At 67.4% G+C, this 14,424-nt stretch carries 17 protein-coding genes and 7 pseudogenes; 11 read left to right on the top strand and 13 right to left on the bottom strand.

The genetic code is table 11. From position 1 onward, the window contains the following. Positions 1–128: 128 nt before the first annotated feature. From E5082_RS33865 to E5082_RS31545, 5 genes and pseudogenes are all read right to left on the bottom strand, one after another. A pseudogene (locus E5082_RS33865) lies at positions 129–503 on the bottom strand (IS701 family transposase); the annotation flags it as partial. Between the two features lie 8 nt (positions 504–511). Beyond that, the gene (locus E5082_RS31560) at positions 512–739 is read right to left on the bottom strand and encodes a hypothetical protein (RefSeq protein ID WP_244321671.1); all 228 of its coding nucleotides are present in this window, start codon (positions 737–739) and stop codon (positions 512–514) included. A gap of 310 nt (positions 740–1,049) precedes the next feature. After that, positions 1,050–1,682, bottom strand: coding sequence for a hypothetical protein (locus tag E5082_RS31555; protein ID WP_135794639.1), 633 nt, complete (start codon positions 1,680–1,682; stop codon positions 1,050–1,052). Between the two features lie 33 nt (positions 1,683–1,715). Beyond that, on the bottom strand, positions 1,716–2,048 hold the full coding sequence (locus E5082_RS31550; protein WP_244321670.1) for a hypothetical protein: 333 nt from the start codon (positions 2,046–2,048) through the stop codon (positions 1,716–1,718). A 46-nt stretch (positions 2,049–2,094) separates the two neighbouring features. After that, positions 2,095–2,922: a glycoside hydrolase domain-containing protein gene (locus tag E5082_RS31545; protein ID WP_135794638.1), complete on the bottom strand. Its 828-nt coding sequence runs from the start codon at positions 2,920–2,922 to the stop codon at positions 2,095–2,097. Between the two features lie 315 nt (positions 2,923–3,237). Here E5082_RS31545 and E5082_RS31540 point away from each other — a divergent pair. Both E5082_RS31540 and E5082_RS31535 read left to right on the top strand, forming a co-directional pair. Further along, positions 3,238–3,378: pseudogene (locus E5082_RS31540) on the top strand (IS6 family transposase); the annotation flags it as partial. Between the two features lie 345 nt (positions 3,379–3,723). After that, on the top strand, positions 3,724–4,158 hold the full coding sequence (locus E5082_RS31535) for a VOC family protein (RefSeq protein WP_135794637.1): 435 nt from the start codon (positions 3,724–3,726) through the stop codon (positions 4,156–4,158). A gap of 69 nt (positions 4,159–4,227) precedes the next feature. Here E5082_RS31535 and E5082_RS31530 read toward each other — a convergent pair whose 3' ends face one another. The 3 genes and pseudogenes from E5082_RS31530 to E5082_RS31520 form a co-directional block, all read right to left on the bottom strand. Continuing rightward, positions 4,228–4,992, bottom strand: coding sequence for a transposase (locus E5082_RS31530; protein ID WP_135794636.1), 765 nt, complete (start codon positions 4,990–4,992; stop codon positions 4,228–4,230). Positions 4,993–5,033: 41 nt separating this feature from the next. After that, entirely contained in the window at positions 5,034–6,041 is a 1,008-nt protein-coding gene (locus tag E5082_RS31525; protein WP_135794635.1) for a NucA/NucB deoxyribonuclease domain-containing protein, read from the bottom strand. 1 nt (position 6,042) lies between these two features. After that, positions 6,043–6,468, bottom strand: a pseudogene (locus tag E5082_RS31520) (transposase); the annotation flags it as partial. 346 nt (positions 6,469–6,814) lie between these two features. On the opposite strand from E5082_RS31520, the pseudogene E5082_RS32730 reads away from it, so the two are divergent. Beyond that, positions 6,815–6,907: pseudogene (locus E5082_RS32730) on the top strand (IS5/IS1182 family transposase); the annotation flags it as partial. 111 nt (positions 6,908–7,018) lie between these two features. Here the strand turns inward: E5082_RS32730 and E5082_RS31505 are convergent. Then, on the bottom strand, positions 7,019–7,975 hold the full coding sequence (locus E5082_RS31505; protein WP_135794633.1) for a S66 peptidase family protein: 957 nt from the start codon (positions 7,973–7,975) through the stop codon (positions 7,019–7,021). 60 nt (positions 7,976–8,035) lie between these two features. After that, positions 8,036–8,539: a hypothetical protein gene (locus E5082_RS33295; RefSeq protein ID WP_244321669.1), complete on the bottom strand. Its 504-nt coding sequence runs from the start codon at positions 8,537–8,539 to the stop codon at positions 8,036–8,038. Here E5082_RS33295 and E5082_RS33860 point away from each other — a divergent pair. The 3 genes and pseudogenes from E5082_RS33860 to E5082_RS31490 all read left to right on the top strand — a co-directional run. Beyond that, positions 8,432–8,680: pseudogene (locus tag E5082_RS33860) on the top strand (polymorphic toxin-type HINT domain-containing protein); the annotation flags it as partial. The gene E5082_RS33295 and the pseudogene E5082_RS33860 overlap by 108 nt on opposite strands. Before the next feature lie 208 nt (positions 8,681–8,888). After that, on the top strand, positions 8,889–9,485 hold the full coding sequence (locus E5082_RS31495; RefSeq protein WP_244321668.1) for a hypothetical protein: 597 nt from the start codon (positions 8,889–8,891) through the stop codon (positions 9,483–9,485). A 9-nt stretch (positions 9,486–9,494) separates the two neighbouring features. Further along, the gene (locus E5082_RS31490; RefSeq protein WP_135794630.1) at positions 9,495–9,863 is read left to right on the top strand and encodes a hypothetical protein; all 369 of its coding nucleotides are present in this window, start codon (positions 9,495–9,497) and stop codon (positions 9,861–9,863) included. Between the two features lie 86 nt (positions 9,864–9,949). On the opposite strand, the gene E5082_RS31485 is transcribed toward E5082_RS31490, so the two are convergent. Both E5082_RS31485 and E5082_RS31480 read right to left on the bottom strand, forming a co-directional pair. Then, the gene (locus tag E5082_RS31485) at positions 9,950–10,321 is read right to left on the bottom strand and encodes a formate/nitrite transporter family protein (RefSeq protein ID WP_244321667.1); all 372 of its coding nucleotides are present in this window, start codon (positions 10,319–10,321) and stop codon (positions 9,950–9,952) included. A 37-nt stretch (positions 10,322–10,358) separates the two neighbouring features. Then, positions 10,359–10,868 (bottom strand): hypothetical protein, encoded by a 510-nt coding sequence (locus tag E5082_RS31480; RefSeq protein ID WP_135794629.1) that lies wholly within the window; start codon positions 10,866–10,868, stop codon positions 10,359–10,361. Between the two features lie 421 nt (positions 10,869–11,289). On the opposite strand from E5082_RS31480, the gene E5082_RS31475 reads away from it, so the two are divergent. Continuing rightward, entirely contained in the window at positions 11,290–11,490 is a 201-nt protein-coding gene (locus tag E5082_RS31475; RefSeq protein WP_135794628.1) for a helix-turn-helix domain-containing protein, read from the top strand. Between the two features lie 84 nt (positions 11,491–11,574). Here the strand turns inward: E5082_RS31475 and E5082_RS31470 are convergent, their stop codons facing one another. After that, positions 11,575–11,841: an HU family DNA-binding protein gene (locus E5082_RS31470; RefSeq protein WP_135794627.1), complete on the bottom strand. Its 267-nt coding sequence runs from the start codon at positions 11,839–11,841 to the stop codon at positions 11,575–11,577. An 11-nt stretch (positions 11,842–11,852) separates the two neighbouring features. Here E5082_RS31470 and E5082_RS31465 point away from each other — a divergent pair. The 4 genes and pseudogenes from E5082_RS31465 to E5082_RS31450 form a co-directional block, all read left to right on the top strand. Next, a pseudogene (locus E5082_RS31465) lies at positions 11,853–12,143 on the top strand (Tn3 family transposase); the annotation flags it as partial. Beyond that, entirely contained in the window at positions 12,088–12,765 is a 678-nt protein-coding gene (locus E5082_RS31460; RefSeq protein WP_380949468.1) for a helix-turn-helix domain-containing protein, read from the top strand. The pseudogene E5082_RS31465 and the gene E5082_RS31460, both read left to right, overlap by 56 nt. Beyond that, positions 12,762–13,640: a hypothetical protein gene (locus tag E5082_RS31455; protein ID WP_135794626.1), complete on the top strand. Its 879-nt coding sequence runs from the start codon at positions 12,762–12,764 to the stop codon at positions 13,638–13,640. Before E5082_RS31460 ends, E5082_RS31455 begins: the two co-directional genes overlap by 4 nt. A 399-nt stretch (positions 13,641–14,039) precedes the next feature. Beyond that, positions 14,040–14,279 (top strand): annotated as a pseudogene (locus E5082_RS31450) (IS5 family transposase); the annotation flags it as partial. Between the last annotated feature and the right edge of the window lie 145 nt (positions 14,280–14,424).

The raw sequence follows: 14,424 nt of genomic DNA, 5'->3' as shown, positions 1-14,424 counted from the left end.
GAACGCGGGCGGCCGTTCGGCCCCGGCCATCTCTTTGGCTACGGCGGCGGCCACAACGGGCATGTGCTGCTCAGCAACATGCCACCCCGCATCGCGGACCTTGTGAGGGCGAATGCCCGTAGGAGTCAGATGAGTTCGGGGCAGGTCAGCGGGACGAGTCGGGCTGGGCCCGCAGGGTCGGTGGGGGTCGTGGCAGCGGCCGTGAGTGAGAGGACGGCGGCGGCGATCAGGGAGAACAGGGACCAGCGCACCCAGGAGTTCCAGAAGGTCACCTGGCCTTCACCCAGGCCGGTGAAGGTCTTGCCGAGCTGGAAAGTCTCCTCGATCCGCCATCTGTGACAGATCACGTCCACGAGCTGGGCGAGGGTGACGTCACCGGGTGTCCAGCAGCGGAAGAAGGAGACTTCGCCGGTGTATCGGTGCCGGCGGGCGACCAGGACGCTGACACCGTCCGGGTGTCCGTCGGGGGTGTCGTCCGGCCGGACGTCGAGCCAGGCCCAGTCGTTACGGCTCAGGAGCAGGAGCGAAGCGCATCGTCCCAGGCGCCAGGGCTGCAGTAGTGGTTCTTGTGCCCGGCGGCGAGTACGTGGCGCAGTTCGGCAAGGTGCTGGGTGTTCGTGGGGAGATCCAGCTGGCCGAGGAAGGTTGGTGCGGCAGTCGGCTCCAGGTCGCCGTAGACGTCGTGGAAGCTCGCCAGGAGGCCGCGGAAGAGGGCCGAGTGCAGGACAGAAAGTCGCATGGCGGTGCGGTACGTCGACTCCTTCACCGTCCAGCGCACCGGGCCCGAGCACTCCAGAACCCGACGGGCTCGGCGGCGCAGGCGCTGAGCAAGGGGGCCGCGGCGACGGTCGCGGCGGACAGGACGAGCGCGGTGCGGCGGCGGTGCAAGGAAACCGCTTTGAGGGAGAATGTGCGACGGTGCACAAGGTCTTGCGAAGTTCGCTGGTAGGCAGTGGACCGGCTCCGGCCAACCCATTCGAACGATTCGCGAGCGCTCGTGGCACCGTCGCGTCGCCGCGGCTGTCGGGCCGAGCGAACACGTACGCCCCTTAATCCCTGCCGTCCACCGCCCGCTCGACGGAAGCGGCGACGGCGGCGCGCAGTCCGTGCCCCGTACGGACCGCGGTCACGTTGGCGCCGTGGTGACCGCCGTGGTCATCCCCGACGAGGACGAAGCCCACCTTCCGGTAGTTGGGCGCGGTCTGCGTCGTGGCCGTAACCTCGGGCCGGCCGACGGCGAGCACGACCTCACAGGAGCGCTGGAGCAGCCCGTTGAGGAAAGGCCGCGCGTTTCCGGTGCTCTGCTCCCCCATCACAGGCGTGTAGCTCACCCGCGCGTGGGTCTTGAGAGAGGCGTCCTGCATGCCCTGCCAGACCTCGGCGGCCGTCGTTCCCGCGGCGATGCCCTTCTCACCGGTGAGCAGGCAGGCGTCGACCTCCGTGTAGTGCCGTGCGCGGGTGTCGGGGACGGGCGGCCGGTCATCGCCCCCGAAAATGAGGACGCCGGTCACCGTCAGGGCGGCGACAACCGTCAGCGCGCCCCCCGCCCATGCGATGGTGCGCCCACGCAACGAGCGAAGCCGTACGACGAGGGCACGCCCCATGACGGCGAGCCGCCCCGTCTTCGTCTGCTCCTGCCGGGCGGTACGCGCCTGCGACACCTGTCGGACCTGCTTGCCCACTGCTACTTGCCTGCTTTCGTGCCCACGTACTTCTCAGCCTTGTGCCGCTGCTTGCCGTGCCGGCCTGGGCCAAGCCGTCCACGCGTGCAATGAGGCCCCCGCCATCGACAGCAGGATGAGCAACAGGTCGGCGGCGAAGAGCACCCCGTGGGTGTCGACCGGAGTAAGCGCGAGCTCGGTGATCCAGGCCGCCAGCACCGCGCTGAACCCCGCGAAGGCCCACCAGTCGGCCCGGTGGCGCCGCCTCAGCGCGAGCACGAGGGACGGTACGGGACACAGCAGCCCCAGTGTGAACAAGGGCAGCGCCGCCGCCGCTGCCCGTACGGCGAACAGCCGGAGTTCCGGCCCCGTGACGACGACGCTCATCCCCTGTTCCTTGTCCGTCTCCAACCTCGCAGCCTGTTGCGCTGGTTCAGCCGATGATGGCGACCGGCGCGTCCCACGCGTCGCGGTCCACGGTGATCGTGTAACCGCCGCGCGATTCCTTGCTGTTGACCATGTACTGGTGCCCACGGCTGTGGTTGGTGAACTGCGTGGAGCCCCACGGCCAGTCCGAGGTCGTGGTGTTGGTCTTGTCCCACAGCGCGTACCAGAGGTTGCCCGGCAGGTCCGTCTTGTCGGTCGCGGTGGCGATGGCCTTGGCGCTGGAGCTGGTGAAGCCGTAGTAGCCGCTGCGGTACGTCTTGGCGCGCAGTGCCTTGTCGAAGGAGCGCACGTACGTCAACACGGCGTCGTTACACGCCTTGTTCGTGATGTCGTACGGCTCCATGTCGAGGTAGACCGGGCTGCCGGCCTTCATCCCGAGTGCCGACGCCTTGGCCACGGCGTCCGCCGCGTCCGCCGTGCCGAGGGAAGCGGCGGTGGAAGCGGTGAGCTTCTCCGGGTTGGAGCTGGTCTGGCAGGGCGGCTGGGCGCCGACGTAAATCGGAATGAGCTTCCAGCCGAGCGAGTTCACCGACTTCACCCAGGAGGCGGTGAGGTTGGCCTGGGTACAGCCGCGGTTCTTGCCACCGACGTAGACGGCGGCAGCCCCGTAGAAGCCGGTTTTCCAGGCCTTCATGGCGCTCAGGGAGGGAGCGGTGCAGGTGTCGAAGGCGCGCCCGGTGAAGGTCTTCTGCGCCGGCCAGGTGGTGGCGGCCATCGAGGTCTGCGCCGCGATCCCGGCCCCCGCGACGACAGCGACACCCACTGTCGCCCACGCGATGTAACGGCCCTTCTTGGACAACCGATGGCTGGACATCCCCACCCCATTCACGATTACGGCGTACGACGGGCAGCCAGCGCGTCAGCCGAGGACGATGCGGCTCCGGATCGACCCTTGATGACGCTTGACGCGTTCCTGACCATCGGAGCAGATCGCACAGTAACCGCCGCGGCCCCCGTGAACAGGAAACTTCTCTCCCGGGAATCCACAAGCTTTCCCCAAGGCGCAGTAAATCTTCATGGCCCCGATGTGTGGACCGCGAGTTCACGCCCGTCGCATACGCCGCAGAAGCTCACGTTGCCTGGCTCGGCGGGATGATCTTCGAGTTGATCTTGCTGGAGGGGGTTGTCCGTGGGGGTCGTGTCGCCGTCATGCAAGGGGCATCGGTACCCGGTCGAGGTGATCTCCCCCTGTGTGTGGCTGGGTTTCCGCTTCCCGCTCAGCTTCCGTGAGGTGGAGGAGCTGATGCTGCAGCGCGGTGTGATCGTCTCCTAAAGGGTGTTGCACAACGGCGATCACGCTCAGATCCAGCCATCGGCAGCAAGGTCAACTGCCCGAATGTGCCCGTCTTTCTGCCGTCTTGGAACGCCGCAGGAAGGAGACCCGGAAGATCGACCAGCCGTTGTGCAACAGCCTTTAAGGGCTGTCCCGTAACTGATCTTTGACACGAGAGTGGTTGGCCGGGGTTGGGTCCTGGATCCCACCCTTTGGGGGCACTGACCTCGGTCCACCTCTGCGACCGCACGACACAGCAGTGGTTGGCAGGAGCAGTCCTCCCGACAACGTGTGGCCCCAGCCGCGCGGGGAGATGAGCAGGGCCCTTGTTATCGTGCGCCGATGTCAACGATCAAGAAGTTCCAAGTGACCTTCGACTGCGCGGACCCCGCGCGTCTCGCCGGCTTCTGGTGCGAGGTGCTGGGGTACGTCGTACCTCCGATCCCGACGGGGTTCGCTACTTGGGAGGACTACCATCGCTCGCTGCCGCCCGAGGATCAGGTGGTCTACTTCGCGTGCAGTGATCCCTCGGGTGTGGGCCCGCGCGTGCTCTTCCAGCGCGTTCCCGAAGGGAAGGTTGTCAAGAACCGGCTGCATCTTGACGTGCGGGCCGGGATCGGGCTCGTGGGTGAGGAGCGCCTGGCCACGCTTGAAGCCGAATGCGCACGGCTGGTCGAGCTCGGCGCGGTACATGTGCGAACGATGCGTGCCGATGGCGAGAACGAGTCCTGCATCGTGATGCAGGATATTGAGGGCAACGAGTTCTGTCTCGACTGAGGATCCTCTGAGTCAGCGAGGTGAGGAGCCGTCTCTCTCGGACCTCTCAGGTCTCGCGTGCGGAGGGAGTTATCCCGTGAGAGCGAGGTTGTGCAGTCGGGCGATGCCGAGCATGGCGTGGCGGACACCGTCGCCCTTCAGGCGGCAGTCGCGGAGGATCTTCCAGGTCTTCATGCGGGCGAAGACGTGCTCGACGCGGGCTCGGACCATGTGCGAGCGGTTGTGCTCGTGCTTCCAACCCGGCATCTCCTCGCCCGGAGTGCGGCGGTGGGGCATGAGGAGGCCGGTGCCCGGATAGCCGCCGTCGGCCATCGTGAGGGTCTTGCCCACGGCAGCCTTCGCGCCAGACTCCTCCCATGCCCTGCAGTCGTTGCGATTGCCTGGCAAAGGCTCACCGACCACAACGACCAGGCGGGTGTCCGCGTCAATGACGACCTGGTGGTTGGTGGAGTAGCGATAGTTCTTCGACTGCTCGGCCACCTTGTGGTCGCGGGTAGGTACCAGAGTGCCGTCCACGATCAATACCGCGTCCTTGGCGAACCGCCGGCGGGGATGCAGCGCGAGCCGCGGGCCGAAGTTGTCGATCACCCGGTCCGCGGCTGACTTCGACACCCCGAACAGCGGGGCCAGTTGCCGCATCGTCAAGTTCGTCCGCCAGTATGTGGCGACCAGCAGCACTCGGTCCTCCAGCGACAGCTTCCACGGCCGGCCCCGGCCCGGGGAATCGGCACCCTCACGGCGCAGCGCGGTCACCAACTTGCCGAAGGCGCGCGGGCTCAGCCCGGTAAACGGGGCTATCCAGAACGGCTCGGGCGCCGTGATCACACCTGACACGGGCAAGATCATCGCAGAGCAAGATCACTACGGGACAGCCCTTAGCTGATGTTGCAGACGGAATTTATGTCGCAGTACTCGAAGCCGCTCTGTACGAAGTAGGCCTCAGAGTCCAGGAGTCGGACCTCCGAGGTGAATCGTCCGAGGTCTCCGCCAGCATCGGTGTTCTGCTTGGCCGGCACCGCGGCCCGGCCGCATATCTCGTTCCAGGTCGGGAGGGGGTAGTTGCTGTCCAGTTCCAGCATCGAGGTGCCGTCGGCCTGCTTGGCCGAATACATCTGCACGGAGTATTTGCCCGAGGTGAGCGTCATCCCGCCACTCTCACGGGACTTGGCGAAGGGGTACTCGTCGCAGCTCGTTCCCTCGGCGTTGGGGTTCGGGTTCCACTCCACCACGGACAGCATGCACATCTTGTCCCGGTTGTCCTTGGCCTTCGCATCATCGGCCAGGCGGTGCAGCGGTTTGTTGTGCTGCTCACTTCCCGGGTGGGATGCCAGCTTCTCCATGAGCACCCAGTAGTAGGCGGCCGCGGCCGGGTATTTCTTCGTATTGAACTGCAGCGTCGGGGTGTACTTGGGGAACACGCAGCCCGTGTTGCCGCCCACCTTGTTGTCGCACCGGACGTCGAACCCGCTGTTGCTCCACTTCGGGACCGCTTGGACGGCGGCGTTCGGGGTGGACCAGCTGGTCTCCCAGGTGAAGTTGAGGAGATCCTCACCACCGCTGACCTTGTTCCACGAGTACGTGTTGGTGCGGGTGGCAACGTGTGGGTCGCCCGCGGTCCATGTGGTGCTGCCGGACCAGAGGCCGTTGCTCTCGGTGCAGGCGGTGGTGGTCGAGCACTCTTCGGCGAACGACGTCAGCGTCGTGGAACCGATGCCCGCCATGTTGACCAGAGACCGCTCGGTCCATGTGATGAACTGGTTGTACTTCGGGTCGAGGTTGATCTCCTGGATGACCTTCATGGTCGCGTTGCCGATGGGGGCGCCGTCACGTGTCGCGGTGAGGACGAGCAGCCCGCGCAGGCATCCTTGCGTCCTGGACTGCATGGCCGCGCCGCTGCTGTCCTTGCACCATCCGACGGGTCCCGCCCCCGCTGCGGCGGCCCGAGACGATTCGGTCGGGGCCGAAGGCTTGGTCGAGCCGAACCGTGTCCAGGATCGCGGTCCAGGACGTGGCGCCCGGCTCCAGCGCGGCCACGAAGGAGTAGGGCCAGCCCGGAATGAACTGCGAGGCCGTCTTCGCGCGGCCGTAGACGTGGCACAACAGGCGCTCCGCCGAGCATGGCGCATCCGAGCGGAGCCACGGCGACACGTCGACCACCAGGACCAGGCGCCCGCCCTCTAAACGCGGCAGCGGCAGCCCGGCCAGCACCGTCTGGAGCCGGTCGACGGCGATCCGGCCGTGGTTCAGGCCGCCGTACATCGCTCCATGCCCGCGACGATGCTCGGGCAGCAGCGTCAGGTCCACAGGGGACCCAGTACAGCAGCTCGCCTCTGTGCGCCTGGGCATGTGTGTTGGGTTCGGGTGCACCCATGGCATCGATCGTTCCGAGAAACTCGACCTGCCAAGGGCCGTCCCAGTCCTGGTCGCGAACGACCGTGACCCGGCTGCCCGGTGCCAGTGCACCCGTCGGCCATGCCTGGCTCAAGGGACGACCGAGGATGTGCTCTATCGCCTGGCGGTCGCCTACATCCTCAGGAACAGGGCCGGAACTGTCTGTCATGCCGCCCACTCTGCCCGCACCACTTCAGGAGCGCCAGAAGATACAGAACAAGCTAAGACCGTGTGTCCTATGTGGGTTCGGCTCGTTGGGTCGGTCATGGGGCGGGGTGTGTGGAGTTGGATTGTTCCGGACGGGCGGTGGGAGATCGCTGAGCCGCTGATCCCGCCGTCGAAGGCGCGGCCGCAGGGTGCGCGATCGCGGTGTGATCGAACATCGGGTCGGCGACGGCGGTGCGGCTGACGCCGTGGTCGCGGGCGCGGGCGGCGATGGGCGTTGCACGCTGGGTAAGGCGGTCGACAGTCAGACGACGGCTGGCTGAACCGTCAAGGTTCCTTCGGCGGTATCGATCCTGGCCTGAGTGCCGAGCGGGATGGTCGGAGGATGCAGGCCGTGTCCGGCAGGGAGCCCACCGAGAACGGGAACACCCAGGTGCGTCAGCCGGTCGCGCAGGACGTCGGCGATGCCCCATCCCCCCAGGGTTGGATCATCGGCATCCTGGTCAAAGCCGAGGAACTGGCCAAGTGCGACACCGCACAGCCCCTCCATGGCCCCAGTACGGGTCAGCTGAGTCAGTGCGCGGTCGACCTCTCCCAGCCCTGTGCCTCTCTGGTGTTCGAGAAAGAGGATCGCTCCCTTAAGGCTCCGCAGACCGGCTCCGGCCTCGGTGCGGATCGCGTCAAGATTGCCGCCGACCAAGACACCGGTCGCTCTACCCTCGACGGTGACCGCCGCGCTGGCTTGGCTCGTGTCCCGTTGGATGATCACAGGGTCGGTGGTCATCAGCGCGCGGCGAAGGGCTTCGGCTGACGCCGGCCCGGACCATTCGTCGCTCCAGTTGGCGAACGGGCCATGCAGCGAGGCCAGACCGCATCGCGCCCACAGGGCAAGATGGAGGTGAGTGATGTCGCTGAAGCCGACCAAGGGTTTTGGGTCGTGCCGCAGGGCGTCCATATCCAGGTCGTCGACGATGCGGTAGGCGCCTTTGCCGCCCCGGGTGGCAATCACCGCGCGGACTCCAGAGTCAGCGAAGGCGGAGTTCAGGTCGAAGACGCGATCCTCATCCCGCCCGGCCATGTACCCCCATTGGTCGAAGACGTGCTCGCCCAACTCGACCCGCAGCCCCCATGACTTCAGTACCTCGACGCCACGGGCAACTCCCTCGCGGCTGGGTGGACTGGCTGGCGAGACGATCCGCACCCGATCCCCGGGCCGCAACCGCGGCGACTGCACCGTCTGATGACTGTCGCAGGTGTCCATACCAGGATCTTCCTGCACCCGCCGAGCCGACGGTGAACCGTCTACATCGATCACTCACCGTCAAAGCAGCCAGGCAAACGCAATGGCAGCACGCCGGCCGAGCTGTACCGATGCGGCCTCCTCGGCTGCGAGGCCCAGGAGAACCCAGGCCGCTGGTGCCAGCACAACGAGGTCTTCTGTGACGTCCTCTCGAAGACGCCAAAGCTGGAGGTCATAGTCGACGGCCTGATCGAGCTCGAGATGATCGTGACCGGCATCCCCGTCGACGCTCTCGAAAATTGCATGGTCAAGCACGACCTCATGAGCTGCTGGGAATTTGGCGAACAGGCCACCATCGCCACAAAGATGCGCCTGGCGGGCATGATGTATCGGGGCCTGCGCGCAGCGATGAGGGGCTGCGGCGAGTGCTTCCTCCCCGGCACGCGCGTGCTCATGGGCGACGGTAAGCAAAAGCCGATCGAGCGGGTCCACACCGGGGATCTGGTCCGGGCCACCGACCCGACGGCCGGTGAGACCGGTGCACACCGGGTCACCCGTCAGATCGTCTCCAAGGGTGACAAGCACCTCACCGCCATCACGATCCGGGGACCGACCGGGCACCGTGGCAAGGTCACGGCCACCGCCGACCATCCCTTCTGGAGCCCCAGCCTCCGCACCTGGGCCGCGGCCGGCGATCTGCGCACTGGCGACACACTGTGCACCGACAGGGGCGCCGAGGCGACCGTCACCGCCGTCCGCTCCTACGACCGGCCGGCCGTCACCTACCAGTCTGACCGTCGAGGGCCTTCACTCCTTCTAGGTGCTGGCGGGCCGTACTCCGCTTCTCGTCCAAGGAAGAGATCGGGAGACTGCCCAAGGGGCAGCCCTATACCAAGTGGATGCAGGGGGTCAACGACGCCAGAGCAAGAACCAGATGATCGCCGTGTCCATGAAGGGCTGGAACCCGCCCACAGCGACGTACCAGGAGAAGTTCGACGCGTTCGTGAAATCAGGGCAGGGAGACAACTGGGGGCTACTACCGAACGGAGAAACTGGACTGGAACAATGTGACCTTCTGGGACGGTGGGGAGGAGATCAAGCTCCTCCCGCCCCTGCGGCCAGGAGAGAAGAGGTAACCGAAGTGGAGGACATGAAGGTCACCGAGGCGTTCTCCTCTCCGCGCACCTTCACGGTGTGGCAGTACACGGTCGCCCACCATCAAAGGCTGCTGTTGCGCAGCTCCCGGCGGACGGCCTCGGACACCCGCGTCGATCTGCACGTGGGCGGGGTGACCGCGGTGTTCCTGCGTCCGTCCTACGAGGGGATCACGATCCGCCGTGGCACAGACAGAGAGAAGGAACAGGTGGCCTCGCTCCTCGGTCCGAGAGCCTTTGCCCGGCGATCGTTTCTCCACGTGATCGGGGAGGACCGCATGACCGGGTTCATCGTCGGAGGCCCGCTGCAGTACCGGGAGACCGGTGCGGCCGACGACGAGCCCTCCGGTTTCCTGCGGATGCCCGACACCGCGTAGGGAGCGCCCATGACCGAGATCTACCGCTCCGAGCGCGTCTTCCAGCTGTGGCACTACACGGCCGCGCACGGCGACCGGCTCCTCCTGCGGGCGACCGCGGAGGACCACCTCCCCCGGGTCGACCTGTACGTGGAGAACGTCCGGGGACTCCTGCTGGAGACGCTCTACCGCGGCCTTGTCATCCGCGAGGGCACGCCCGAGGAGGTCCGGACGGTGGAGCTCGTCTACGGCATCGCCGTGGACGAGTCGTCCGACGTGCACGTGATCGGAGAGGACCGCATGACCGGGTTCGTCGTGGGCGGCCCGCTGCGACAGCACGAGGACGGGGAAGGGTTCCGCGCCCCCTCCGCCTTCGGCCCGATTCCGGGCACACCGTGAGGCCTCGCCGTACGCCGTGAATCCGGCAGTACACAGACGACCGCCCGGCCCCTTTCAGGGGCCGGGCGGTCGTCGCGTTTCAGAGGTCAGGCCTTGCTGGCCGCCGGGGCCGTGAGCGCTGCCGCGGACTCGGGAGCCTCACCGGCGCGGGGGGCCGGGATGCTGTCCGGGGTGGTGACCGACGGGGTTCCGCTCCGGCCGGCGACGGCGTACGCCACGCCCACCAGCAGTCCGCCGCCGGCCAGGTTGCCGAGGCCGACGAAGAGGAGGTTGTGGGCGAACGCGCCCACGGTCACACCGGGGACGTGCTCGAAGAGGCCGAGCGAGAAGGTCGTCATGTTGGCGACGACGTGCTCGAAGCCGGAGGCGACGAAGGCCAGAATGCCCGCGAAGATCAGCATGATCCTCGCGGCGTCGGAGCGGGTGCGCATGCCCATCCCGTCAGAAATACGCGACACCTGAAACATGCGAGCTCACCAATCCCGAGGCCAGGGTTCAGGAGCGGCCGCCGAGGGTGGGCAACCCTGCTGAAGTGGCCCGAACGCTGCGGCCGCGGCGGGCGGCGCGGCTGGCCTTGAGGAGTTGACGGGCCCGGGCGCGCCAGACCTGTCTGTCCTCTTCGCGGTCGGCTGCGTGGTGCACTGCGGCAACGTGCAGCACGGCGGAACGGGTCCGGGCAGCCAGCACCTCGCCGACGGGCGCCATCGGACCCTGAACCTGGATTGCCCCGGGGGCGCCCCGCAGGCACAACACGAGCCGGCCGGCCAGCTCGTGTTCGGCGAGTTCACGCACGTAGATGCGGGACCGGCTCAGGCCTACGGCAACCTCGGTCAGGCCCTCCAATTCCCGCCAGGCGCAGGGCAGAAGGACATCTTCCGGTATGGCCTGCGGGGCCGGCCGCCAGGAAGCCGCCCGCAGGCGCTGGTCCTCACGGCGTATTCGGATGCTGATCACCGGCCAGAGCCCCCCGGTTAGTGCTGGATGCCGGATCTCGTCCTGGACCACCTGATGCCTCCGCATGCTGACGGGCTGGGACACGGGCAGTATCGCCGTCGGGCCCACCGCAGGCCAGCTTGGCGGACGCCGGTGGGGGGGCGGAACATGGCGCTGAAGCGCCCGCGCTGACGGACGGACGGACGAGAGTACAGAGGTGAGAACGGCGTGTGCCGTTCTCACGCACTGTCGGTGGTTACGACAGGGCGAGCGGACACCCCTGAAGGGCCTCTACCTCACCCCGAGCCTTCCCAAGCGAGACGGGGATGGCCGGCCTCAGCCCTCGTGGTTCCCCAGCCGCTCCAGACGGAACCCACGCCAGCCAGCGTGTCCCGTTCCTGGCGCCGATTCGCGATCCGTGAGCTTTCTCTGCAGCGCAGGGCGATGCTCACCTGGCACAACGCCACACCGTGAACGAAGAGGGTTTCCCATCATGCCGAAGAACAAGCAGATCACTGGCAACGCGCGGGGCAAGGTCGCCGCCGACTTCAAGCAGAAGTACGAAGACGGTGCCTCGATCTGGGCCATCGCAGAGGAGCACGGAAGGTCATACGGATTCGTCCACGCTCTGCTCGGCGAAGCCAAGGTGACCATGCGAAGCCGTGGCGGGGCCCTCCGCAGGGCAGGCGTGTAGCGGCGGGAGAGAGGTTGACGAGGGCCACTCAATGGCAGCGGGGCCCCACCGGTCGGTGGGGCCCCGCTCCCTGGCGACGACTCTCTATTCGCCCTTAGCGGCTTCCTTCAGCTTGCTGCCTGCGGAGACCTTCACGCTGTAGCCGGCCGGGATGTTGATGGGCTCACCGGTCTGCGGGTTGCGCGCGGTACGAGCGGCACGGTGGGTGCGCTCGAAGGTCAGGAAGCTGGGGATGGTGACCTTCTCGTCGCCCTTGGAGACGATGTCGCCGACGACCTCGGCGAACGCGGCCAGCACGGCGTCGGCGTCCTTGCGGGTCACCTCGGCACGGTCGGCCGACGCGGCCACCAACTCACCACTTCACTAACCAGGTTCGCGCCTACGACCTGCTGCGGATGTTCGGACGCGAAGGCCACCCGACCCCGCTGGGTCAGGCATTCGCCGAGTACGGCCGGATCGCCAAGACCGAGCACCTGCTCCGTGTCGTCGACCCGGTCGACGACACCTACCGCCGCCAGATGAACCGCCAGCTCACCGTGCAGGAGTCCCGGCACAAGCTGGCCCGCGACGTGTGCCACGGCAAGCGCGGCACTATCCATCAGGCATACCGGGACGGGATGGAGGACCAGCTCGGCTCACTGGGACTGGTCCTCCTACAGCGTCCGCGACGCCGTCCTGCTCGCCAGGGTGCGAAGGCTCACCGAACTCGGCCTCCGCCTCGATGAAGTGCGCGACGTCCTCGCCAACGATGCCGGGCGCGAACTGACCGAGATATTGGAAGAACTCGACGCCGACCTGGCCCGCCAGGAAGCCGACATCAGGGAGCGTCGCAGCCGGCTCGGCGCCCTGCTCGCCGAGCCGCCCGGCGCCACCGGGCCCGTCTCACCCGGCCTCGCCGCACTGCTGGCACAGGCCCCCCGAACAGACTCGCCGAGCGCGGCCAAGGACCGCGAGTACCTCACGCTGATGGACGCCACCAGCTCCGGTAGTCAGGAGATTTTCGCGCTGCTCGGAACTCTGGTCGCCGATCCCGCAGTCGTCGAACTGTATGAGCGCCTCGACGCGCTCGCCGAAGCCCCCGCCGACGATCCGCGGATCGCACCCTTGGCAGCTGACCTGATGGCAGCCGTCCCCGAGGAGCTGTTCGCCGCAATCCCCGAGGACGGGGTCGTCGTGACCGGGTTCAAGGAGGCGCTGCTCGCCGAGTACACCCCAGCGCAGGCGGAAGTCGTGGACCGGCTCATGGACGCGTTCATGGAAAGGGGCCGGGGATGAGTAGCCGATCAAGGGGCGTACGGGCGGCGCGGGTCGCGGTCGCCGCCGTACTACCGGGGGAACTGGCCCTGGCGGCCTGCCTGGTGGCCGGGGTCCGGCCGCCCGGGTGGGCACTGGCGGGCGCCGAGGCGCTGGTGCTCGCGGTGCTGCTGCTGGAGGCCTGGGTGCTGCGCTCGTTGTACGTCGCCGCGCGCGCCCGCGGCGCGGACCGCCGGGCGGCGCGGCGGTCCGCCGTACAGGAGGCCGTGCCGGTGACGGTCCGCCGCCTGATCCTCCACGAGCTGCGCGCCCTCGCCTCCCTGGGGCGGTGGGTCCGGCGCGGCACGCACGGGGTGCGCCCCGGGGACCTCGCTGCCGCGTACACCGGGCCCCAGACCGCGATGATGTACGGGCTGCTCTTCGTGATGGTGATCGAGACGGTGGGCCTGGCCTTCCTCATCCCTTGGCCGGTGGTCCACCGGGTGATCCTGGTACTCGACCTGTACGGCGTCGTCCTCGTACTGGCCCTGCACGCCGCCTGCGTCACCCGGCCGCACGTCGTGCGCCCCGACGGCTCTCTGCGGATCCGCTACGGAGCCCTCTTCGACCTCGCCGTACCGCCGGACGCGGTCGCCTCGGTCCGCGTCGACCGGCGCTATCCCGAGGGCCGCCTGATCACCCTCTCCGAGGACGGGGTCCTCGACCTGATTGTGGGCAGCCAGACCTCGGTGACCCTGGAGCTGAACCGGCCACTCCCCTTCACCCGCCCGCTCGGCGCAACGGAAAAGGCCCACACCATCCGCTTCCACGCCGACGACCCACGCGCACTGGTCAGTGCACTCCGTCAGCCCGCCCGAGCACACAGATCGGTTCCGACCACACAGACGGATCGGTAGACAACTCCGCCCTCTGTTGACCAATTCCGCGAAGCCGATGACTCCCGGCAGACCCTCCAGCCCAACGACACTCCCTGGCCACCATCACACTCACCATGCATGAGCAGCACTACGGCGACGTGCAGGAGGTCGGACGCCCGCGGTCTTCGCCGCGACGTGGCGTCCGGCAAGGCGCTCCGATCGGGCGCCCGCGTTCGACTGCTCGAGTTTCCGCAGGTCGGCAGCGTCGGCAACTCGTGTCAGGTGAATCAACGTCGGCAAACGATGGCCGGGGAGCCGCTACCCGCCAGTTACTTGTCCCTGGTGTCCGAGGTAAGAGTCCAGGGCCTACTAGGTGTATTGACCCGCAACGTTGTTCACGCGGCTGATCGGGGGCTGGCCTCCGAGTGCGGTGTGGCCAGACGCGGCATCCGCTGCACCATCCCGGACAAGGCCGACCAGGCCCGCAACCGAAAGAACCTCGGCTCCCAAGGCGGCCGTCCACCGAAGTTCGACCCGGAGGATTACAAGGCCAGGCACGCGGTGGAGTGCGGCATCAGTCGCCTCAAAAGGCACCGCGCCGTGGCGAGTAGGTACGACAAACTCGCCGTCCGCTACGAGGCGACCGTCCTCGTAGCCGCCATCAACGAGTGGCTGTGACCAGCACATTCGATACACGCCCTAAAGGGTGTTGCACAACGGCGATCACGCTCAGATCCAGCCATCGGCAGCAAGGTCAACTGCCCGAATGTGCCCGTCTTTCTGCCGTCTTGGAACGCCGCAGGAAGGAGACCCGGAAGATCGA

Source organism: Streptomyces griseoluteus, assembly GCF_004784465.1.
Lineage (GTDB): Bacteria > Actinomycetota > Actinomycetes > Streptomycetales > Streptomycetaceae > Streptomyces > Streptomyces griseoluteus.
This window is presented reverse-complemented; position numbering and strand designations above follow the sequence as displayed.